The organism is Flavobacterium arundinis (genome assembly GCF_038289855.1).
Lineage (GTDB): Bacteria > Bacteroidota > Bacteroidia > Flavobacteriales > Flavobacteriaceae > Flavobacterium > Flavobacterium arundinis.
On sequence record NZ_JBBYHR010000002.1, the window covers coordinates 289,956 to 310,987 of the forward strand.

22 protein-coding genes are annotated in these 21,032 nt (G+C 44.6%); 13 read left to right on the top strand and 9 right to left on the bottom strand.

Going from position 1 to position 21,032, the window contains the following annotated elements; translation table 11 throughout:
* Positions 1-136 precede the first annotated feature (136 nt).
* The 8 genes from miaB (at position 137) to AAEO56_RS04375 (ending at position 9,454) form a co-directional block, all read left to right on the top strand.
* Positions 137-1,582 (top strand): tRNA (N6-isopentenyl adenosine(37)-C2)-methylthiotransferase MiaB, encoded by a 1,446-nt coding sequence (gene miaB / locus AAEO56_RS04340; protein ID WP_341695800.1) that lies wholly within the window; start codon positions 137-139, stop codon positions 1,580-1,582.
* A 98-nt stretch (positions 1,583-1,680) separates the two neighbouring features.
* Entirely contained in the window at positions 1,681-2,952 is a 1,272-nt protein-coding gene (locus tag AAEO56_RS04345) for a sigma-54 interaction domain-containing protein (protein ID WP_341695801.1), read from the top strand.
* An 11-nt stretch (positions 2,953-2,963) separates the two neighbouring features.
* Positions 2,964-3,467, top strand: coding sequence for an LptE family protein (locus tag AAEO56_RS04350; RefSeq protein WP_341695802.1), 504 nt, complete (start codon positions 2,964-2,966; stop codon positions 3,465-3,467).
* 87 nt (positions 3,468-3,554) lie between these two features.
* A complete protein-coding gene (locus AAEO56_RS04355) occupies positions 3,555-4,481 on the top strand; it encodes a tetratricopeptide repeat protein (protein WP_341695803.1) in 927 nt (308 codons plus the stop codon).
* Between the two features lie 4 nt (positions 4,482-4,485).
* A complete protein-coding gene (gene secG / locus AAEO56_RS04360; protein ID WP_341695804.1) occupies positions 4,486-4,857 on the top strand; it encodes a preprotein translocase subunit SecG in 372 nt (123 codons plus the stop codon).
* A 142-nt stretch (positions 4,858-4,999) separates the two neighbouring features.
* Positions 5,000-5,275, top strand: coding sequence for a co-chaperone GroES (locus AAEO56_RS04365; protein ID WP_035135923.1), 276 nt, complete (start codon positions 5,000-5,002; stop codon positions 5,273-5,275).
* 36 nt (positions 5,276-5,311) lie between these two features.
* Positions 5,312-6,943, top strand: coding sequence for a chaperonin GroEL (gene groL, locus AAEO56_RS04370; RefSeq protein WP_341695805.1), 1,632 nt, complete (start codon positions 5,312-5,314; stop codon positions 6,941-6,943).
* 150 nt (positions 6,944-7,093) lie between these two features.
* Entirely contained in the window at positions 7,094-9,454 is a 2,361-nt protein-coding gene (locus AAEO56_RS04375) for a hypothetical protein (protein WP_341695806.1), read from the top strand.
* Between the two features lie 43 nt (positions 9,455-9,497).
* On the opposite strand, the gene AAEO56_RS04380 is transcribed toward AAEO56_RS04375, so the two are convergent.
* The 7 genes from AAEO56_RS04380 to xrtF form a co-directional block, all read right to left on the bottom strand.
* Positions 9,498-10,853, bottom strand: coding sequence for a hypothetical protein (locus tag AAEO56_RS04380; RefSeq protein WP_341695807.1), 1,356 nt, complete (start codon positions 10,851-10,853; stop codon positions 9,498-9,500).
* Between the two features lie 283 nt (positions 10,854-11,136).
* Positions 11,137-11,520 carry a hypothetical protein gene (locus tag AAEO56_RS04385; RefSeq protein ID WP_341695808.1) on the bottom strand — a complete coding sequence of 128 codons (384 nt, stop codon included), beginning with the start codon at positions 11,518-11,520 and terminating at the stop codon, positions 11,137-11,139.
* Between the two features lie 128 nt (positions 11,521-11,648).
* Entirely contained in the window at positions 11,649-11,990 is a 342-nt protein-coding gene (locus AAEO56_RS04390) for a heavy-metal-associated domain-containing protein (RefSeq protein ID WP_341695809.1), read from the bottom strand.
* 58 nt (positions 11,991-12,048) lie between these two features.
* On the bottom strand, positions 12,049-14,289 hold the full coding sequence (locus AAEO56_RS04395) for a TonB-dependent receptor plug domain-containing protein (RefSeq protein ID WP_341695810.1): 2,241 nt from the start codon (positions 14,287-14,289) through the stop codon (positions 12,049-12,051).
* Positions 14,290-14,354: 65 nt separating this feature from the next.
* Positions 14,355-14,789, bottom strand: a complete 435-nt coding sequence (locus AAEO56_RS04400; RefSeq protein ID WP_341695811.1) for an HYC_CC_PP family protein — start codon at positions 14,787-14,789, stop codon at positions 14,355-14,357.
* A 119-nt stretch (positions 14,790-14,908) separates the two neighbouring features.
* On the bottom strand, positions 14,909-15,388 hold the full coding sequence (locus tag AAEO56_RS04405; protein WP_407934952.1) for an exosortase F system-associated membrane protein: 480 nt from the start codon (positions 15,386-15,388) through the stop codon (positions 14,909-14,911).
* Positions 15,366-15,917 carry an exosortase family protein XrtF gene (gene xrtF, locus AAEO56_RS04410; protein ID WP_341695813.1) on the bottom strand — a complete coding sequence of 184 codons (552 nt, stop codon included), beginning with the start codon at positions 15,915-15,917 and terminating at the stop codon, positions 15,366-15,368. Before xrtF ends, AAEO56_RS04405 begins: the two co-directional genes overlap by 23 nt.
* Before the next feature lie 76 nt (positions 15,918-15,993).
* Here xrtF and AAEO56_RS04415 point away from each other — a divergent pair, with 76 nt between their 5' ends.
* Positions 15,994-16,449 carry a GAF domain-containing protein gene (locus AAEO56_RS04415; RefSeq protein WP_341695814.1) on the top strand — a complete coding sequence of 152 codons (456 nt, stop codon included), beginning with the start codon at positions 15,994-15,996 and terminating at the stop codon, positions 16,447-16,449.
* Between the two features lie 5 nt (positions 16,450-16,454).
* On the opposite strand, the gene AAEO56_RS04420 is transcribed toward AAEO56_RS04415, so the two are convergent.
* Positions 16,455-16,637: a hypothetical protein gene (locus AAEO56_RS04420; protein ID WP_341695815.1), complete on the bottom strand. Its 183-nt coding sequence runs from the start codon at positions 16,635-16,637 to the stop codon at positions 16,455-16,457.
* Between the two features lie 277 nt (positions 16,638-16,914).
* On the opposite strand from AAEO56_RS04420, the gene rpsO reads away from it, so the two are divergent.
* The 4 genes from rpsO (at position 16,915) to AAEO56_RS04440 (ending at position 20,408) form a co-directional block, all read left to right on the top strand.
* The gene (gene rpsO / locus AAEO56_RS04425; RefSeq protein ID WP_341695816.1) at positions 16,915-17,184 is read left to right on the top strand and encodes a 30S ribosomal protein S15; all 270 of its coding nucleotides are present in this window, start codon (positions 16,915-16,917) and stop codon (positions 17,182-17,184) included.
* Positions 17,185-17,328: 144 nt separating this feature from the next.
* A complete protein-coding gene (locus AAEO56_RS04430) occupies positions 17,329-19,674 on the top strand; it encodes a polyribonucleotide nucleotidyltransferase (RefSeq protein ID WP_341695817.1) in 2,346 nt (781 codons plus the stop codon).
* Positions 19,675-19,900: 226 nt separating this feature from the next.
* On the top strand, positions 19,901-20,038 hold the full coding sequence (locus AAEO56_RS04435; protein WP_341695818.1) for a hypothetical protein: 138 nt from the start codon (positions 19,901-19,903) through the stop codon (positions 20,036-20,038).
* Between the two features lie 40 nt (positions 20,039-20,078).
* Entirely contained in the window at positions 20,079-20,408 is a 330-nt protein-coding gene (locus AAEO56_RS04440; RefSeq protein ID WP_341695819.1) for a GNAT family N-acetyltransferase, read from the top strand.
* 2 nt (positions 20,409-20,410) lie between these two features.
* On the opposite strand, the gene AAEO56_RS04445 is transcribed toward AAEO56_RS04440, so the two are convergent.
* Positions 20,411-21,013, bottom strand: coding sequence for a CDP-alcohol phosphatidyltransferase family protein (locus AAEO56_RS04445; RefSeq protein ID WP_341695820.1), 603 nt, complete (start codon positions 21,011-21,013; stop codon positions 20,411-20,413).
* Positions 21,014-21,032: the final 19 nt, after the last annotated feature.

Genomic DNA, 21,032 nt, shown 5'->3' on the forward strand with positions numbered 1-21,032 from the left:
CGACTGCTATCCCTACACAAAAAAGCGGACCATGCGTAGTATAAAATTTTACTCAAACAACATTCTGCCAAGTTGACAGGGTTACACTTTTATTATTATCTTTGCCGTTCTAAAAAAGCATGTCCAGTAGTGAATTATGGAAAAGATAATTGAAGAAAATAAGCAGGGCCAAAGCCTTGTTTTGGAGCAGAAAGAAGGAAATACAAAAAAGCTTTTCATAGAAAGCTACGGCTGCCAGATGAATTTCTCGGATAGCGAAGTTGTTGCTTCGATACTTGCCGGGCAGGGCTATAATACCACCCAGAACATCGAAGAGGCCGATCTTGTGCTGGTAAACACCTGCTCTATCCGCGATAAGGCGGAGCAGACCGTGCGCAAAAGGCTCGAAAAATACAATGCCGTAAAAAAAATAAACCCGGGAATGAAGGTGGGTGTGCTTGGCTGCATGGCCGAGCGCCTGAAAAGCCAGTTCCTGGAAGAAGAGAAGATAGTCGACATGGTCGTGGGGCCTGACGCTTACAAGGACATCCCCAACCTTTTGAAAGAAGTAGATGAAGGCCGTGATGCCATCAACGTAATTCTTTCCAAAGAGGAAACGTATGGCGATATTGCCCCGGTACGCCTCAACAGCAATGGTGTGACAGCATTTGTTTCCATTACCAGAGGATGCGACAACATGTGTACGTTCTGCGTGGTGCCATTCACCCGTGGACGTGAACGCAGCCGTGAGCCGGAAAGTATTATGGAAGAAATTAAAGACCTTTGGGACAGGGGCTTTAAGGAGATTACCCTGCTTGGACAAAACGTGGACAGCTACCTGTGGTATGGCGGCGGGCTCAAAAAAGATTTCGTGAAAGCATCTGAAATGCAGAAAGCTACAGCAGTAGACTTTGCACAACTGCTGGACAGGGTAGCCACTACTTTCCCGAAAATGCGTTTCCGTTTCTCGACTTCCAATCCGCAGGACATGCACCTGGAAGTAATAGAGGTAATGGCGAAGCACCATAATATATGTAAGTACATCCATCTGCCGGTACAAAGCGGCAGCACACGCATACTAAAAGAAATGAACCGCCAGCACACCCGTGAGGAATATATGGAGCTTGTAGACAACATCTACCGCATTATACCGGAAATATCACTGTCGCAGGACATGATCGCCGGCTTCCCTACGGAGACTGAAGAAGACCACCAGGACACCCTTAGCCTTATGGAGCACTGCAAATATGACTTCGGGTTCATGTTTGCCTACTCTGAGCGCCCCGGAACACTGGCCGCCCGCAAAATGGAGGACGATGTGCCGGACGAAGTGAAGAACCGCAGGCTCGTTGAGATCATCAACCTTCAGCAGTCAATGGCATTGGGACGCACCCAGCGTTTTGTCGGCCAGGTAGTAGAAGTGCTTGTCGAGAAAGAATCCAAACGTTCGGACCAGCACTGGAGCGGACGCAACTCGCAAAACACAGTGGTAGTTTTCCCGAAAGGCAACTACAAGCCGGGCGACTTTGTGAATGTACTCGTAAGCGAATGCACATCGGCTACATTAATAGGTGAAGCGGTGGGCTATAGCGAAATGCAGTAGTTATAAGCCCCCTAACCCCCAAAGGGGGAACTGCAGGGGTGTTAAACGATATTATGAAAATTAACGATAACAATTCCCCCTTTGGGGGTTAGGGGGCTATGGAAAGCGTACAAGCAATAAAACAACGATTTGAAATTATAGGGAACGACCCCAAACTGAACCGCGCGGTTGAAAAAGCCATACAGGTAGCCCCTACTGATATTTCAGTATTGGTGACCGGCGAGAGCGGTGTGGGTAAGGAAAGCATCCCCAAGATAATACACGCCCTGTCACACAGGAAGCATGGCAAATACATCGCCGTAAACTGCGGCGCCATTCCCGAAGGAACAATTGACAGCGAACTCTTTGGCCACGAAAAAGGCGCATTTACAGGAGCAACCGGAACACGCGAAGGTTATTTTGAAGTGGCCGATGGCGGTACCATTTTCCTCGATGAAGTAGGCGAACTGCCGCTTACTACACAGGTGAGACTGTTGCGGGTTTTGGAAAACGGCGAATTCATAAAAGTTGGTTCTTCTCAGGTGCAGAAAACAAATGTGCGTATTGTAGCGGCTACCAACGTGAATATGTTCGATGCGATCGAAAAAGGGAAGTTCCGTGAGGATCTGTACTATCGTTTGAGCACCGTGGATATTATGCTGCCGCCACTCCGTGAAAGGAAAGACGACATCCACCTGCTGTTCCGTAAATTCTCATCGGACTTTGCACATAAATACAAAATGCCACCTATAAAGCTGGATGACAATGCCGTGCAAATGCTGCAAAATTACCGTTGGAGCGGAAATATACGCCAGCTGCGCAATGTGGCAGAGCAAATTTCCGTTTTAGAAACAAACCGCAATATTTCGCTGGCTACGCTTCACCACTACCTGCCGGAAGCGGGAACCAACCTGCCTGCGGTGGTAAAAGGCCAGAAAGCCGAAAGCGATTTTAGTAACGAGCGGGAGATATTATATAAGGTGCTGTTTGACATGAAAAGCGACCTGAACGACCTGAAGAAGCTCACGATGGAACTTATGCAGAATGGCAACACCAACAAAGTTCAGGAATCGAACAAAGGTCTGATACAAAAGATATACGGTTCGGGTGGCGATAACCACAGCGATTTTGAGGATTTGCCAAGGCCGGATGTCTTTACACAACAAAAGGTACAACGGCCGGAACCTGTGGAACACCATGACGACGACGATGATAACTACCTGTTTGCCGAAACTGTTGAGGAAGAAGAGACACTCAGGCTTGACGAAAAAGAGATCGAACTGATAAAAAAAGCCCTGGAACGCAACAAAGGCAAGCGCAAAGCTGCGGCCGACGAACTGGGCATATCGGAAAGGACGCTTTACAGGAAAATAAAACAATTTGACCTATAATGGTACGAATTATGAAACACATAAAAATTTTGATGGCGCTGGCGGTATTATTTACACTCAGCGGCTGCTCTGTATACAATTTTACCGGGACCGGTAAGATCGATGCCAAAACATTCCAGGTGAATTATTTCCAGAATAATGCGGAACTGGTAGAACCGGGCATTGAGCGCCAGTTTACGCAAAGACTCCAGAACCTTATATTGAACCAGACCAATCTGGCCCTTACTACTTCCGGCGGCGACCTGGTATATGAAGGGGAGATTGTAGAGTACCGTGTAAGCCCCATGACCGCAACTGCCAACCAGCGTGCTGCTCAAAACAGGCTGACCATATCGGTAATGGTGCGCTTTACCAACAAAAAGAAAGAAGATGATGATTTTGAAAAACGCTTCAGCTTCTATTATGATTACTCTGGTGACAACCTGCCATCAGGGCCAACACTCACTTTAGCGCTGGAAGAAATATTCGAAAGGATAACTCAGGATATATTTAATGAGTCGCTGGCGAAATGGTAGGTAGTTTTTAGTTAACAGTTTACGGTTGACAGCTTTTCAAGCCGGACTGTAAACTTAAAACTGTAAACTTAAAACTTAAAAACTAACTTGAACACAAAAGACTACATACAACTTTTAAATAAGCCTTATTCGCTGAATGAGAAGCAGACGGGTGAGCTGGAGCGGATACTTAATGAGTTCCCGTTCCTGCAAAGTGCGCGCGCCATTTATTTAAAAGGACTGTATAACCAGGACAGCTTCAGGTACAATACAGAATTGAAGAAAACTGCGGCATATACAACAGACAGGTCGGTGCTGTTCGATTTCATTACATCAGAGCAGTTCCAAAGCGTGCAGAAAAAGTTTTTTGAAGACCGGGAAAAATCTGTCGGGCTTATTGCTGTTGCCGATAGCGAAGTGGTAGCCGCGCCTCAATCTCCAACCGACAAAGCAGAAGAATCTATAAAACGGCTTATAGAAGCAGCAGGCCCGGCTGAAGATGAAAGCGCACCTCAGCCACAACAAATGCCGCCGGAGATGGCCGAAACAGAAGAACCTGTACTTAATGCAATTGAAGAAGCGCCAACCGAAGAAATTACAGCTGCCGAAGAAAAACTTGAGATAGGCAGGCCAATTGACTTTAACCCACAGGAAAAACATTCCTTTGCCGAATGGCTGCAACTTTCTAAAATGACCCCTGTCAGCCGCGAAGAAAAACCGGGAGAGGATAACCCTGAACCGGCAAACAGTGACTCATTAGCCAAAAAGCTGGAGCTGATCGATAAATTTATTGAGAACAATCCAAAGATAGCGCCTGTAAAAAACAGCCCGCAACCTCCTGTGAGCATTGTGCGGAGCAGTGAAGACAATTCCAGCCTGATGACCGAAACCCTGGCGAAAGTTTACCTGGAGCAAAAAAAATATGCAAAAGCCATTCAAGCTTATGAAATTTTAATTTTGAAATATCCGGAAAAAAGTGTTTTCTTTGCAGACCGTATTTCGGACATAAAGACTTTACAACAAAATAACAATTAATACGATGGTTAACTTTTCAATTTTTCTGGTACTTATAACAATAGTGAGCTTCCTTCTGATAGTCGTAATTATGGTGCAAAACCCTAAAGGCGGCGGCTTGTCTTCTGCTGTTGGCGGAACACAAATGATGGGAGGCGTACAGAAAACCACCGATTTCCTTGATAAGAGTACATGGACACTTGCTGCCATACTAATAGCGCTTATATTGCTTTCGAGCCTTAGCTTTTCAACTAACCTTTCCGGTGAAGAGAAAATGATCGATGAAGATGCTGTACCGGCTGCTAAAGCTCCTGCTACAGGAACACCGGCAACACAACCGGGCACTGCACAGCCACAAGGCGGCACACCTGCACCGGCGGGACAACCTGCGAACTAATTTTTCATAATAAAACCATAAAAATGCCGGCTCATTTGTGCTGGCATTTTTTGTATCTGTAAATTTGTCAGCCTTCAAACAAATGGCATAATTTCTGAAAAACCAAAAACAAACTTAATAACAACAAAAAATAGAGAATAATATGGCTTTAAACATTAAACCCCTTTCAGACCGTGTTCTGATCGAACCGGTTGCTGCAGAAACACAAACTGCTTCCGGAATTTTTATTCCTGATACTGCTAAAGAAAAACCGCAAAAAGGAATTGTAGTAGCCGTAGGTAACGGTACTAAAGACCACGACATGACCGTAAAAGTGGGTGATACCGTTTTGTATGGCAAATATGCAGGCACAGAATTGAAATTTGAAGGTAAGGACTACCTTATCATGAAAGAAGAAGAGATTTTCGCAGTAATCTAAGCGTTTACTATTTAAACACATATAACAGCAAACAAAATGGCAAAAGAGATAAAATTTGATATTGAAGCACGCGACGGCTTAAAGCGCGGTGTGGATGCATTGGCAAATGCGGTAAAAGTAACATTAGGCCCGAAAGGCCGTAACGTGATCATCAGCAAGTCGTTTGGCGGGCCTACAGTAACCAAGGATGGTGTGTCTGTAGCAAAAGAGATCGAGCTGGCTGATACTCTTGAAAACATGGGTGCACAGATGGTTAAGGAAGTAGCTTCCAAAACCAATGACCTTGCGGGTGACGGTACTACAACAGCTACCGTGCTTGCACAGGCTATCGTAAAAGAAGGCCTTAAAAACGTAGCAGCAGGCGCTAACCCAATGGACCTTAAGCGTGGTATAGACAAAGCTGTTGAAGCTATTGTTGCCGACCTTGCGCAACAGGCTAAAGTAGTAGGATCTGATAGTGAAAAGATCAAACAGATCGCTTCCATATCAGCGAACAACGACGAAACAATTGGTGAGCTAATCGCTACTGCTTTCGGTAAAGTAGGTAAAGAGGGCGTTATCACTGTTGAAGAAGCTAAAGGAACCGATACGTATGTTGACGTTGTGGAAGGTATGCAGTTCGACCGTGGTTACCTGTCTGCTTATTTCGTTACCAATTCAGAAAAAATGGAGGCTGAACTTGACAGGCCATACATTTTATTATACGACAAAAAAGTGTCTTCGATGAAAGACCTGCTTCCTGTATTGGAGCCGGTTGCACAATCAGGCAAACCACTATTGATCATTGCAGAGGATGTTGATGGCGAAGCCCTTGCTACCCTTGTAGTGAACAAGCTAAGGGGTGCGCTGAAGATAGCTGCTGTTAAAGCCCCGGGCTTTGGCGACAGGAGAAAAGCACTTCTTGAAGACATCGCTATCCTTACAGGCGGTACCGTAATTGCTGAGGAGCGTGGTTACACCCTTGAAAACGCAACTCTTGACATGCTGGGTACCTGTGAAAAAGTGGTTATCGATAAAGACAACACCACTATTGTGAATGGTGCAGGTGAATCGGATATGATTAAAAACCGTGTAAACCAGATCAAAGCCCAAATGGAATCGACCACGTCTGATTATGACAGGGAGAAACTACAGGAACGCCTTGCAAAACTTGCCGGTGGTGTTGCCGTACTATATGTTGGTGCAGCATCTGAAGTGGAAATGAAAGAGAAAAAAGACCGTGTAGACGATGCATTGCACGCTACAAGGGCCGCTGTTGAAGAAGGTATCGTAGCTGGCGGTGGTGTTGCATTGCTAAGGGCTAAAAGCGCACTCGCAGCTATCAAGCCTGAAAATGCCGATGAGGCTACAGGTATCCAGATCGTTGCCCGCGCTGTAGAATCGCCTTTAAGGACGATTGTAGAAAATGCAGGCCTTGAAGGATCTGTAGTTGTGGCTAAAGTTGCCGAAGGTTCAGGCGATTTTGGTTACAATGCTAAAACCGACGAGTATGTGGATATGCTTGCAGCAGGTATCATTGACCCTAAGAAAGTAACACGTGTGGCGCTTGAAAACGCGGCATCGGTTGCGGGTATGATACTTACTACCGAGTGTGCCCTTATAGACATAAAAGAAGAAGGAGCCGGCGGCGGAATGCCAATGGGCGGCGGTATGCCGGGAATGATGTAATCATTTCATTTTTTATACTTAAAAGGGGCGTTTTATACGCTCCTTTTTCATTATGTTAATTGTGGTTTTTCTTTTTGGGGGATTTAGTTAAAATCCTACATTTATCGAACCGGCATTTGCAATGTGAATCTGCCAATCATCGACCACCTTATGAAAAAAATCCTACCCGCCTTACTACTTCTTGCCTTAATCGGCTACAGCCAAAAAGCCATTGCCCAGGAAAACAAAAAAGAACAGGTTGCCAAATTGCTCAGCGACTATTTTTTACTGGAAAGGGAGAATATCCATGTACAGCTGAACAAAAGCATTTATATGACGGATGAGCAGGTATGGTTTAAAGGCTATGTTTTCCATCGCAGGAAAAATGTGCCGTTTTTCTCTACGGTAAACATATATGCATCGCTTATAGATGCTGATGGCAAAATACTGGAAACAAAGCTGGTGTATGGCAATATCGGAAGCTTTTCGGGTAGCTTTAAGCTCAACAGCAAATTCAGGTCCGGCAAATACTACCTGCAGTTTTATACCAACTGGATGAACAATTTTACGGAAGACGAATCATCGGTTTATGAAATTTCGATTATTAATGAGGCCCAGGGTGCCGGTACTGCTTTGGCGAAGGCCGATCCTTCAAAGATCAGCATCGTACTGAAGCCGGAAGGCGGAACAATCGTAAGCGGTATAGCAAATATGATAGGGATAAGCATTGCCGACTGCAATCATAACCCTATTCCTATATCGGTTGCAGATATTGTAGACGGCTCGGGCAAAACGCTCCTTAAGGTACAGATCAACAAAAAAGGCTATGGCAAATTTGAGCTTCCCCCCGGCGCCATCGGATGCAAAGCTGTTGTAACGATAGATGGCATAAAGCGCGAACAACTGCTCCCCCAGCCGCAGAGTAAAGGCATCGCGCTCGAGATAAACAATTTTTCCTCTCCTGACAAAGCAATCGTAAAGATCAGGACGAATAAGTTTACTGCCGAATCTCTTGCCGGAAAGCCTCTTTTTATACTGCTTCACCAGGACGAACAGGCAATGCTGTATGAAGTTGCTTTTAAAGACGGAAGTACCGAACTGACCATGGCGATACTTGCGAAAGACATTTTCGAGGGGATGAACACCATACGCGTACTCGATAACGACCTTAACCAACTTGCCGAACGCCTTATATACAAATATCCGCAAGCAGTGCTGACTACCGAATTAACCAAAGTAAAGGAGACATCGGATATACTTCAATACAGGGGAAAAGTGAGCTACCCGAACATGAACCTCAGCATGTCGGTACTTCCCGAAAACACGAGAAGCTTGGACGAAACCAATGATATTTACAGCTCTTTTCTTCTGATGCCCTATATCAAAACCCACCATAACGCCTCAGGAAAATACTATTTTTCAACACTTTCGAAAGTGAAAACGTATGAGCTCGACCTCTATCTGCTTAACCAGGAAAGTAAGTATGAATGGAGAAATATTTTGTCCGGCCCTCCGAAAAACAATTACCCTTTTGATATGGGGCTGACCCTGAAAGGAACAGTCCCTGCGATTTCAGGTGCGACTCAGTTTGCAAAGGTGCGCCTCTATTCGCTTACCTCATCAATCGATGACATGGCAGAGGTGGACGAGAAAAGAGAATTTTTATTTAATAACATTGTTATAGCTGATTCAACTTATGTAAATTTTACACTGCTCAGGAAAGGCGAAAAGCCTAAAGAACTTAGGCTCGCCCCGCAAATAGTGAATGGTGTGAGAAGGTTCAATAAGCCCTTCAGGCCGGAGCCGCATTACTATTTAGAAACAACCGCACCTGAGGAAATGGATATTCCGCATACCTATAACGAAAACATCCAGCTGGAAGAAGTAACTATTGATGCCAACCGCCTAAAATATGCGACCAGGTTTGGGAATGCGAATCTCAGGGCATACAAAATAACCGAAGAGCAGGCCAACATGTACCAAAGCCTGCTCAATTATCTAAAAACGTTTAGCGGATTTAATATAAGTGACGCCGGAGGGGATGTGCGCATTACGAGCCGTACGGTAAACAGTATTAATGGTGCCCAAAGCGGACCGGTAGTATATATAGATAATATACAACAGATGGACTTTGCGGTATTGCGAAATATACTAATGAGCGAGGTTGATGAGATTTACATGAGCCCACATGCCATAGTGCCCTCTGTACGCAACTTTACCGGGATTATCAGAATATACCTGAAAAGAGGAGGTGGTACTTACAATCCGAAAAATGCAACGCCCGAAATTATGGTGAGAAATGGTTTCGAAAGAGTGCTGCCCTTTGAGAATGTATTATACAGTACTACGAATGATAAGGGATTTGAGAATTTTGGTGTAATCGACTGGGAACCTGCTATTATGACTGATGAAAATGGTGGATTTAAACTTGAAATACCTAAAACCGCACAAAAAACAATGAAAGTAATTATTGAAGGTTTCAGCGCCGATGGAAAGCTTATTTCAGAAATTAAAACCATTCCCATAAATTAATAGAAAAGCCCCCGGTCGCAACAACAGGGGGCTTGTCAACTAACTAATTGAAAAACACCTGGTACTGAGCTACAACAGCACCTTTACTTTTTATATGGTCGCCACCCGTATTATATACAGGGTGGTTTTGGTACGATAATGTAAATTTTGATGCCTGCCCGGCAAGGAACCAGTTTACGCCAGCATCGAAATACATCATCGGGTCATTTAGCCTTTCATAATTGGCATACTGAACCGATGCGTAGGGCATCAATGTAGTCGTGCCTATAAGGTTATCCTTAAATTTATAGCCTGCCTGAACATAGCCCACAGTGCCGGTCCCGAACATAGGGAATGCATTGCCACCGCCATTAAGCACAGATGGGTCATTGCTTCCGTTAGCCGGGTTCATCGGTCCTGAATTACGTGTATAGTTTTTCCCATAATCAAAATGGGTCACGCTACCATAAAGACTTATCGCCTGGCCTTTGTCACCGATCGGCGCATCATAATATATATCCGCCGCAAGGTGGAGCATATCGCTGTCAATAGTATTCCCCGCATTATCCAGTCGCCACATGGCATCTTTTTGGTAAATAGCGCCGGCCCCGATATTGAATACCGTCTTGCTGCCAAGATATGTACCCGTGTTATAGGGTGTCATATTCGATTCCTGGTCTTTGAATTGGTATTGCAAATAGGTGTTGTACTGCATTTTTGGCGGGTTTGCAGAGAACGACGAAGCCTGGCTGATGTTATTTGCCGGATTGTATGTCGCCGACTTCTGGATAGCCATTGGCTGTGCCATGGAAACGCGGTAATCGAGCCTGCCCAGTTTTCCTTTTGCAAAAATGGACAGCTTCCTGCCAAACTGGTCGGTCACGTCATTGGTTGCCTCTTGGTATAGCGGTAGGTCAATGCCCATAATATTAGTTATAGAAGATGACGCATAGCGTGAAAGCCCGTTCCAGCCGGACAATCCCATACCCAATGACAGCCTTGTCTTGTCGACAGCATACTCGCCGTAGGCATCGTGGACAAAGAAGCCCATTTTTCTGTCGGCTATGTTATTGAAGTTATTCTCACCAAACTGCGAATAGGCAAAAACCTTATCGGTAAGCTGTCCGTACATCTGTACCCTGTAACGGCGGATACCTACATCGGTGCCGCTGTTTTTCGCCACGCCATTAATGGTTGTCCCCGGATTGTAATCGGCACTTCGCAACCACGCCTGTGTCATAAAGGTGAACTTCACGAAATTGCTCCCATCGTCGTTCAGGTAAAACTTTCTGTCTTTAAAGAAGTCCTGGGTAGTGCTGGATGCCGGGGCAGGCATTACAGGCTGGGTTTGTGCATTGGCATTTTGAGCCATCAGTACTGTCATCAGCCCCGTGGCCAATGCATATTTTATATTTTTCATTAAAAGTGTGTTTGTTAAAAAAGGAATACCGGCTTTGCGAACAGGGCAAAAATACCGGTATTCCGGGCAATTAACAACTTTATCTTCTCCCGGTGACATTGCGGCCAGCACAGGTTTATAGTATGGCTAAATGATATTGAACGATAACAAACGACCGGATTATCCATTACAATTCCGAATACAATCAAAGAATTGTAAAAGGCGCTCGTTGTTGTTTCGGTATAATTTTTTATGTGGTAATAATAATCTGTTGTATCCACGGCCGGGCGGCCATACTACAGATTTACGCAGGAAAATCGAATTTCCAGTTGCAGTACAGTTTATACAGTGGCACTTTACAGCCATTGCTGAAAAACCCACCAGCGTTTGTGCGGAGATGTTGTGTGTAACGAGTAAGGGTTGCACTAAACGAAAAATCACTAAAAAAGGCAAATGGCATATCGTCAATATCGCCGTCATTGATTTGTTCCAAAAAGCTGAATGACGAGCTGTCTTCTGCAATTGACAATTGCTGCTTTGATGACTCAGTGCGTGCAATTTCTTTTTTATAGCCAGAAGGGGCTGCGGAAAAAAATGCTTTTGCCTGTCCTGCAGTAAGGAAAAATAATAGCAGCCAAAAGGTTATAAAACCTTTATTGCTATTTACCATTTTTCGGATTGCCTGCATTCTTAAGAATTTAGTCTCACAAAGTTATAGGATTTTTTATCTGTAAAATTCTTTTCCAGGAAAAAATTTGCAAAAAAAATTCCCCAAAGAAATTTTTGGGGAATGATATTATCAAACATGGCAACCCGTTATCCCCTGTCGTAGTGGCAACAGCTATGGAGATTGTTGTAGTCATCGTTCGTAGCTTTTACAGTGTCGGTATCATGTCCTGCTTTTGCAATGGCTGCACGTACATCATCCAGGCTGCATTTCGTCTCGTCAATGATCAGGTGCAGGTCTTGGTGGTCTTCATGCCACACGGCCGATTTTACACCCTTTACGCCATAGGCTGCTTTCTCAATGCGTTTTTTACATTGGTCACAGTTGCCTTTCACTTCTATTTCGTGCTTAGCATTCTTGTCCTTTTTTTCCTGTGCCTGTACTGATAAACCACTGAGGGTTATCAGTAGTATTAAAATTAGTTTTTTCATTTTTATATTTTTTTGTTTAGCGTTTATATAGACCTCACCCCGAAGGAGCGAGCCCGTGTTATTTTATCTTAAATCGTATCCCCGCATAATACATCTGCCCGAAAACCGGTGCATAGATAATACTACTGTCAAAATACGGGCCAAAAGGATCATCACTACCTACAATAGCTTTCTTCTGCTGGTAATTGCCAAGGTTTTCGGCACCCACGTAGGCTTCGAACACACTGGAGAACGTACGGGTTACCTGCGCATTCATCAGCGAGAATGATGGCGAGTAGTCGCCCATTTGATATTGTGTCGGGTTGCTCCCTGTGTAAGGGAGTCGCTGCCTGCCCATCCAGTTATAGGTAAAGTCGAATTTCCATTGCCTGCCGCCTTCGCCAATATGCGTTTCGTAGGCAATATTGGTAAAGAAGCGGTGCTTGGCCTGCAACGGCCTTTGCTGTAGCCCGGCTGTGGCATAATCCGTCTGTACGTCATAATATTTATAGGCCGTACGGATATTGAAATGCATGGTTATCTCATAATTCAGTTCCAGTTGCAGGCTGTTGGCATACGATTTCCCGTTAAGGTTGTAGTAATTTACGGCCTGTGGCGAATTGAACACATCGGCTACCACCTGGTTTTGGAAATCGGTGCGGTAGAAATCGACCACGAACTCGGCATTTTTATTGAACAGCGGGAATCCCTGAACAAAACTCACACCATAGTTCCATGCTATCTCCGGGTCAAGTCCGTAAAGCTTGCCACCTGATCCCAAAATATTCATCTGCCTCGAGCTGCCCAAGTAGGCCTGGTTCTCGGCAAAAATATTCGCAGCCCTCTTGCCCCTTCCGGCAGATGCCCTGAAAGTACCTTTTTCCCAGGGGTTGTAGCGCAGGTGCATCCGCGGGGTGAAGAAAGCTCCGAGGCGGTTGTGCACATCAAAGCGACCGCCCAGTACCACACTGAAGTCGCTGGCGTTATCGTATGTATATTCAAAGAACGCACCCATCGAATTGTCAATCCTGCTGAAATCGGCAGTATTTACAAATTCACCATAATTGTCGTAGGTAAAGTTAAGCCCGGCGGCGAATTTGTTGAGCGTGTTATTGATTATCGAATTGAATATCAGGTTTGAATACAGGCTCTTCTGCTCAATATCATAGGTTGAAAATCCAAAATACGACTCCTGCCTGTGCCAGTTGAAAGACGTTTGCAGGCCAATGCTCTGGAACGGCATATCAGGGAAGACGTAGCCCAGCTTGGCCGACACATCAGCCTTATCGGTATTGATCTCCGAACCCCAGTGATTGGTGGTGAACTTATCCTTATCTGGGTCGAAATCCACTTCGCCCGACTGTTTCTCATCGCGCATGTAGCGCAGGTTAATGAAACTTACCCAGCCTTTTTCGGCATCGGTATACTGCCAGCGGTTCATTACGTTTATCTGTTTTGCCAGCGGGTTATCAAGGAAGCCGTCGTCATTCATGTCATTTTTCGCGATACGGGTATTGCCGTGCAAAAATAGGCTGCTGCTCCATTTGTCGGAAAGCTTTTTATTAAAATGGGTATTCAGCTCAAAACGGCTGTCGGTAGAGCCATACGCATTCAGGAAAAACGGGATATCATCTACCGGCTTTAGCAACTCGTAGTTGATCTGCCCCGAGATACTTTCGTAGCCATTGACAACAGGCCCCGCGCCTTTGGTTATCTGGATACTGCTGACCCATGTACCAGGCACAAACGACAATCCGTATGCCTGCGAAGCGCCACGGACGGCAGGAATATTTTCCTCTGCAATTAACAGGTACGGACTGGTAAGCCCCAGCATTTTTATCTGTTTGCTACCAGTAAGGGCATCAGAAAAATTCACATCGATAGATGGGTTAGTCTCAAAGCTCTCGGCAATGTTGCAGCACGCGGCTTTCAGGAGTTCTTTGCTCCCCATAGTGGTGACGTTGGCAGCTTTCACATGGGAGCGTTCAAGGCTTTTACGGTTCTTCTCAACCACTACCTCGTTGAGTTCTTTCCCTTTATCGGGTGTCATTTTGTGGTTGATAAAACTGGGAGAAGAAACCGTAAGGGTATCGGTTTTGTAACCAATATAACTGATAAGCAGGCGGTCATTTTCTCCTGAAAAAGGAATAGAAAAATGGCCATCTTCCCTTGTTGAAGTCGGCGCTCCAAGATTGAGCCAGCTGATACTGGCACCGGGCAATGGCTGGCCCGTCTCATCGGATACCATGCCGGTAAGAGGTTCCTGCGCATTGACTAAAAAGCCAAAAAACAGGAATATATAAATTAGAATAGTACGCATAATAAGAGTTTAATGTTATTACTCAAGTAACTTTTGCGTATGCAAAAGCGGTAAGAACATTGAACTTAGGCGTAGAAAATGTATTGGCAATAGAGCTTAAAGAGCGGAGGCGCATGGGATTCGCAGTAAAAAGACGGTTGGTCTTTTTGTGCAACGGGCGCTTCGCTGTAATGTAATGTATCGGAGTTCCAAACTTCGGCAGGGCAAAAAGCCCCAAGGTCAAGCTGGAGGGATTTTACGATAATATTATCAGACTTCGTGTCTTGAAGCTTTACAACATCATTTTTGCAGCAGCTCTTATGGGTTACAACAGGTTTTGCACAGCACGACTTCGGGGCGGCTTTCTTTTCAACCTTTGTGCCGCAGGGCTCCTGAATTCTGTAAGCCAGAGAAACCGATGCTACTTCGCCATGGCAGTAATGCACATTGAGCGCCATCCCGATATTGGATACCAATATCAGTACAGATAGTAATGTGCTTATGTAGCTGCGTAGTTTCATTTGGATGCAAAATTACGAAAATTCATCTATTAATAATGAAACGGGATGCAAAATCACTTCATCTGTTTTTGTAACAAAAAGCGGGTAAAATAATACCGCTGTAAGCACTGCGAAATTTTCTAACTATCATTTTTGAAACCCGTTGACTCACCTGCATCGGGTTTTTCATTTACACGCTTTTGGTAATAGAAAGCAGGCAAAAACAAAATAAGCAAAAGCGGCTGTATCAAAAACCTCCGCACATAGAATATCATGAGTAAGTTAGGCTCTTCGGCGTTGAGTGCTGTAAACAGTACTGCAACGAATATTACAAAAAAAACAAGATACAAACCAGCCGTGAGCTTCAATATAGACCTGTCTTTAAATGCGATCCAAATAATGCCCAGCGAGAAAAGCATATTCATCCCGTAACGAAATGCCAGCCCTAAAAATAGCCGTATGCTGCTATATTCCGGCAGCGATTTCCCTTCTTTTCTAAAAAAGTCGAGCAGCGGGTCGTAAAATAGTTTTTCCTCGAAAAGGCGAACCAGCACCAAAAATACCAGCAACATGAATACGCCTGAAATATCTTTTATATTAAGCTGCATCTTTTTTCTTATTTCCTGAAAATTTCATTACCCACGCTATCCATAGGGCAAATACCACTCCATAGATAAAAAGGGGAAAAACAATGTCGTGCAGCAGGTGCCCGTATTCATTATAATAAAACAGGCCCAGGCCTAATAGCGCTATCCTGGCAATATTAAGCAAATGAAGCAATACAATACCGGTTATACTATATATTGATGTCCTTTTAAAGGTGGTGGAGAATGCTATTATAAATGCCACAAACAATATCATGACACTTATGGCATTGCACCCTTCTACAATTCTTGCAACACGCTTTCCGTTTACAAAGAAAAAATACGATGCCTCAAAAGGCTTTTTCTCAATGTGCGATTCCTCTCCCAAAAAGTTTACAAGTCCCGATGCCTGCTGCGCCACAAGGTGCGTCATGCTGTCGGCTTCAAATGTTGCCGCATCATACTGGCTCAGGTAGGCCCAGTACAGCACCGAAAGTATCAGGTAGCTGCCCCCGAATTTAAGAAGGAATAAAAAGAAAGCCCTGTTTTTTTGGACAACACCCATTGGCAATTAGTTTTAACAAAAATATGGAAAATCGAACAGGTTTAATAAATACTTTTGCTTTAAAGATTTTTACATCATGACATTCGAAGAATTACAACCTAAGGTGACCGATATACTGCACCACGTAAACATTTTAAGAGAAGAAAAGCTCCTGCAGCTGTGCCATCTTTTAAAAGAAAATATAGATTATTATGACTGGGTAGGTTTTTACTTCCGCAATGGCGAGAAGGAGGAACTTATTCTTGGCCCCTACGCCGGCGAACCTACCGACCATACGGTGATCCCCTTCGGCAAAGGCATCTGCGGGCAGGTAGCGGTATCCAACCAGAATTTTGTAGTGCCGGATGTGAGCGCACAGGACAATTACATTGCGTGCAGCATTTCTGTAAAATCAGAAATCGTAGTTCCGCTTTTTGTTAATGGCGTAAACATTGGCCAGATCGATATCGACTCTGGGGTGTTGGATCCATTTACCGAAATGGACGAAAGGTTTTTGGAGTTTGTAAACAAAGAGGTTGCGAAGCTTTTCTAAAAGAGTTACAAAGTAGCAGAGTTGCCCCTTTCTTTTCTAATAATACAAATGAAGTTTGCTATGTTAGCAACCAGCATAATCCAGGCAAACGCAACAAAATAGAGGTTATCTGAATCAATAATAGCCCAAATACAAGAGGCTAATGCAAAAAAGAAAAGCAATAGCTTGCTAAGTGATATGTTTTTCATTAATTCAATTTTGATGAAAGTAAAAATAAGAATAAATCCCTGAAGTTGTTTTGAAAAAGAGCTGCAAAGTTACAAAGTAGCAGAGTCGCAAAGTTTTCTGAAACTACTCTACGGAAGAAGAAGCTACTGCCAATTTGTTGAGCATGAGTGGCAACTTGAAACTTTAAACCTTAAACTTTTATAACATTATATGGGTTGCGTGTTTTAAAATAATGATTACCTTTGCACCCAATCAGGATAAACCTGAATACATAATAATCATTTTAGTAATATTAGCATGTACTTAACTAAAGAAGTAAAAGCAGAAATTTTCGCCAAGCACGGTGGAGCAGAAGCTAACACAGGATCTGCAGAAGGACAGATCGCATTGTTCACATTCAGGATCAACCACCTTACAGGACACCTTAAAAAAAATCGCCACGATTTTAATACTGAGCGCTCCCTTGTAATGCTGGTAGGTAAAAGGAGAAGCCTTCTTGACTACCTGAAAAAGAAAGATATCAACAGGTATCGTGAGATTATCAAAGAACTGAACATCAGGAAATAATCGAGATGAGAAGAGGTGCCCGCGCGCCTCTTTTTGTTTTTACATATTGTGCACAGAAAAAGTTTTGGTTTTTCATTGGGTTCCATACAACTACAACAACAACACAACAACAAACCCATTGTTTAATCAAAAGAATTAGAATTTATGATTCCAAACGTTACCAAAGAGATCATCGATCTGGGAGATGGAAGAAGCATCTCGATCGAGACTGGTAAACTGGCCAAACAGGCCGACGGCTCAGTAGTCGTGCAGATGGGTAATGCCATGCTGCTCGCTACTGTAGTATCTGCCCGCACAGCAAGCCCGGGTATTGACTTTTTACCGCTTACGCTTGACTACCGCGAAAAATTTGCCGCTGCAGGGCGTTTCCCCGGCGGTTTCTTTAAGCGCGAAGCAAGGCCAAGCGACGGTGAAGTACTCACTATGCGTCTTGTTGACCGTGTGCTGCGACCACTTTTCCCGAAAGATTACCATGCCGAAACGCAGGTGATGATCCAACTAATGTCACATGATGAAGAAGTGATGCCCGATGCACTTGCCGGACTGGCAGCATCCGCAGCGCTTGCACTATCCGACATTCCTTTTGCAACGCTTATCTCTGAGGTGCGCGTAGCGAGGCTAAACGGACAGTTCATCATTAACCCAAGCAAAGCCCAGCTGGCAGAGTCTGACATCGACATGATGATAGGCGCTTCTATGGACTCTATCGCGATGGTTGAAGGCGAAATGAAAGAGATATCTGAAGCTGAAATGATCGAGGCTATTAAATTTGCCCACGAAGCCATTAAAGTACAGATCGCCGCGCAGGAAAGGCTTCAGGCCGCTGTAGGCAAAAAAGAAGTAAGGACGTATGAGCAGGAAAGAAGCGATGACGCTGTACTTGCCAAAGTAAAAGAACTTGCTTACGACAAATACTTTGCAATTGCCAGTGAAGGTTCGGCTAAACACGAGCGTTCTGAGAAATTTGCAGGTGTGAAAGAGGAAGTGAAAGCATCGTTTACAGATGAGGAGTTGCTTGAAAACGGCGACCTTATCAGCAAATACCTTAACAAGGTAAATAAAGAAGCGGTACGTAACGTGATCCTTGATAATGGCACACGCCTTGACGGAAGGAAAACAAACGAGATACGCCCTATTTGGTGTGAGGTAGATTACCTTCCTTCAACACACGGTTCTGCTCTTTTCACAAGGGGTGAAACACAGGCGCTTGCTACGGTAACGCTTGGTACATCGCGTGAGGCAAACATTATTGACCGCCCTACCGACCAGGGAGAAGAGCGTTTTTATCTGCACTACAACTTCCCGCCGTTCTCTACAGGTGAAGCAAAACCGCTAAGGGGTACCTCAAGGCGCGAAGTAGGACACGGTAACCTTGCACAACGTGCACTTAAAAACATGCTTCCTGCAGAAGTGCCTTACACAGTACGTGTAGTTTCTGAAGTTCTTGAATCGAACGGTTCATCTTCAATGGCTACAGTATGTGCAGGTACGCTTGCGCTAATGGATGCAGGTATCCAGATGATACGCCCGGTATCGGGTATCGCTATGGGACTAATATCGGATGATGCTACAGGCCGTTGGGCTGTACTTTCTGATATCCTTGGCGACGAAGACCACCTTGGCGACATGGACTTTAAAGTAACCGGAACATCTGAAGGTATCACTGCCTGCCAGATGGACATCAAGATCTCCGGCCTTAAGTACGAGATCATGGAACAGGCGCTTAACCAGGCGCGCGAAGGCCGCCTTCACATCCTTGGAAAACTAACGGAAGTTATCGATACTCCAAGGGAAGATGTGAAACGCCACGCTCCGAAAATCATAAAAGTTACCATTCCGGGTGCATTCATCGGAGCCCTTATCGGCCCTGGTGGAAAAGTGATCCAGGAACTACAGAAAGCCTCAGGCACTACTATCGTTATCAACGAGGTAGACGAGCAGGGTGAAGTAGAGATCTTAGGCACAAGCCCTGAAGGAATCCAGATGGTACTGAACAAGATCGACTCGATCATATTCAAGCCGCAGGTTGGTGAAACCTACAGCGTAAAAGTCATCAAAATGCTTGACTTCGGCGCAGTAGTAGAATACCTTGATGCACCGGGCAACGAAGTACTGCTTCACGTGAGCGAGCTTGACTGGGCACGTACTGAGAACGTATCTGACGTGGTGAACATGGGCGACGTGTTTGATGTGAAATACATCGGCATTGACCCTAAAACACGCAAAGAGAAAGTTTCGAGGAAAGCGCTTATGCCAAGGCCTCCAAGGGATGAGAATTATGTTCCAAGAGAACGTGATGACCGCCCAAGGGATAACGACCGTGGTGGCTACAGGGACAACCGTAATGGTGGTGGTGGACGCGATAACCGTGGAAGAGACGACAGGAACTCCCGCGACCGTGGCCCAAGAGAAGAAAGAAGAGACGACGCCCCGAGGGAACCAAGGGAACCGCGTAACGAAGATAATGGCGGAGAGCCACAAGAATCTTAATTACTATTTAAGGTTAATTCAGGAAGAACCCTGTCGCTGTAAAGTGGCAGGGTTTTTTGGTTGTAGTTGGGAAGTTATACCACAAAGATTCGCAAAGAAGGCGCAAAGGCTCGCAAAGGGAAATTCAAGGTTAAATTCCACAAATGTTACTATGACCACCGACAGATTTAAGTTTAAAGCAATGTTGCACTTTTAAAATTATTTACATTTGATGAAAATTTAGGTAATGAAACTAATAGACAATCATGATTTGCCAGATACAGCAAAAGCGATTTTGGATGAACGCATTGCCACAGAGAAAAAATCTAATTTTATTCCTGTCAACGAAGCACATAAACTTTTGAAGCAGAAATACGAATTATAAATTCTTGTATCGATAAAACACCTACAAGGTCTTAGAGACCTTGGACGATTACAAGGGTACGGTGTTTCTCAACCTGCAAGGTTTTTTCAACCTTGTCGGTTTTGCGATAGCCGACTTACAGGACAAAAACATCTGGGCACTGTTCCTTCATCCTGATGCTGAAGGGAAAGGCATCGGTAAGCAGCTGCATAAAATAATGCTGGACTGGTATTTCTCACAGACCAAAGAAACCGTTTGGCTGAGCACCGGCTTCAACACCCGCGCGGATACTTTTTACCGTATGCAGGGCTGGCGCGAGGCCGGGCTGTATGGCACCAAGGAAACGAAGTTCGAAATGAGCGCAGAGGAGTGGAAGGCGTTGTCATCCTAATTTTATCCGTTAAATATCTTATTTCGCTTAATAGCCCTCCCCTTTCTCAGCTGCCAAGCATGCCATGCGCTGGGTACATCGTGCGTCCATTTTGGCAAAAATAGAATGATCAGGTAAACGTCAAGGTGCGATATTATCCCAAAGATGACTGCCAATGCCAATGGTATGCCTCCGTATCCGAAACCAATTATCGAAATGAATGCCGCAAAAAGCGTAATGCCCCAAAGCTTTGACAGCAGTGCGTGCGTACAGGTTTCTTTGCCAAACTTCAGGATGCTGAATACATAAGTAAGGCCTTCCATCGTAAAGATGGTGATGATTGCATATTTGTTATTGATAATAATTTCGGGATGAAGGAGCCAGCTGCACCACCCGGCACAGATCCAGAATACAACATCGGTCTGGCTGTCCATCCGACGCAATTTTTCGGTGGATACTCCTGCCTTTCGGGCTATGATGCCATCAAAAATATCAGATAATATTCCCAGTAGAAGTAAGATCATCAGTAAAATTCTTGCCTTAGTCCCCTGGCTGTAGGTGATCGCTATCATTACAGGGCCGAGGATAAATCGGAAGGCAATTAATAGAATGGGTATGTTTTTCATGTTTTTTTATTTTAAAAAG

Coding starts and splice junctions, on each gene's coding strand:
- miaB (WP_341695800.1), top strand. CDS start 137: ATGGAAAAGATAATTGAAGAAAATAAGCAGGGCCAAAGCCTTGTTTTG.
- AAEO56_RS04345 (WP_341695801.1), top strand. CDS start 1,681: ATGGAAAGCGTACAAGCAATAAAACAACGATTTGAAATTATAGGGAAC.
- AAEO56_RS04350 (WP_341695802.1), top strand. CDS start 2,964: ATGAAACACATAAAAATTTTGATGGCGCTGGCGGTATTATTTACACTC.
- secG (WP_341695804.1), top strand. CDS start 4,486: ATGGTTAACTTTTCAATTTTTCTGGTACTTATAACAATAGTGAGCTTC.
- AAEO56_RS04365 (WP_035135923.1), top strand. CDS start 5,000: ATGGCTTTAAACATTAAACCCCTTTCAGACCGTGTTCTGATCGAACCG.
- groL (WP_341695805.1), top strand. CDS start 5,312: ATGGCAAAAGAGATAAAATTTGATATTGAAGCACGCGACGGCTTAAAG.
- AAEO56_RS04375 (WP_341695806.1), top strand. CDS start 7,094: ATGAAAAAAATCCTACCCGCCTTACTACTTCTTGCCTTAATCGGCTAC.
- AAEO56_RS04380 (WP_341695807.1), bottom strand. CDS start 10,853: ATGAAAAATATAAAATATGCATTGGCCACGGGGCTGATGACAGTACTG.
- AAEO56_RS04385 (WP_341695808.1), bottom strand. CDS start 11,520: ATGCAGGCAATCCGAAAAATGGTAAATAGCAATAAAGGTTTTATAACC.
- AAEO56_RS04390 (WP_341695809.1), bottom strand. CDS start 11,990: ATGAAAAAACTAATTTTAATACTACTGATAACCCTCAGTGGTTTATCA.
- AAEO56_RS04395 (WP_341695810.1), bottom strand. CDS start 14,289: ATGCGTACTATTCTAATTTATATATTCCTGTTTTTTGGCTTTTTAGTC.
- AAEO56_RS04400 (WP_341695811.1), bottom strand. CDS start 14,789: ATGAAACTACGCAGCTACATAAGCACATTACTATCTGTACTGATATTG.
- xrtF (WP_341695813.1), bottom strand. CDS start 15,917: ATGGGTGTTGTCCAAAAAAACAGGGCTTTCTTTTTATTCCTTCTTAAA.
- AAEO56_RS04415 (WP_341695814.1), top strand. CDS start 15,994: ATGACATTCGAAGAATTACAACCTAAGGTGACCGATATACTGCACCAC.
- AAEO56_RS04420 (WP_341695815.1), bottom strand. CDS start 16,637: ATGAAAAACATATCACTTAGCAAGCTATTGCTTTTCTTTTTTGCATTA.
- rpsO (WP_341695816.1), top strand. CDS start 16,915: ATGTACTTAACTAAAGAAGTAAAAGCAGAAATTTTCGCCAAGCACGGT.
- AAEO56_RS04430 (WP_341695817.1), top strand. CDS start 17,329: ATGATTCCAAACGTTACCAAAGAGATCATCGATCTGGGAGATGGAAGA.
- AAEO56_RS04435 (WP_341695818.1), top strand. CDS start 19,901: ATGAAACTAATAGACAATCATGATTTGCCAGATACAGCAAAAGCGATT.
- AAEO56_RS04445 (WP_341695820.1), bottom strand. CDS start 21,013: ATGAAAAACATACCCATTCTATTAATTGCCTTCCGATTTATCCTCGGC.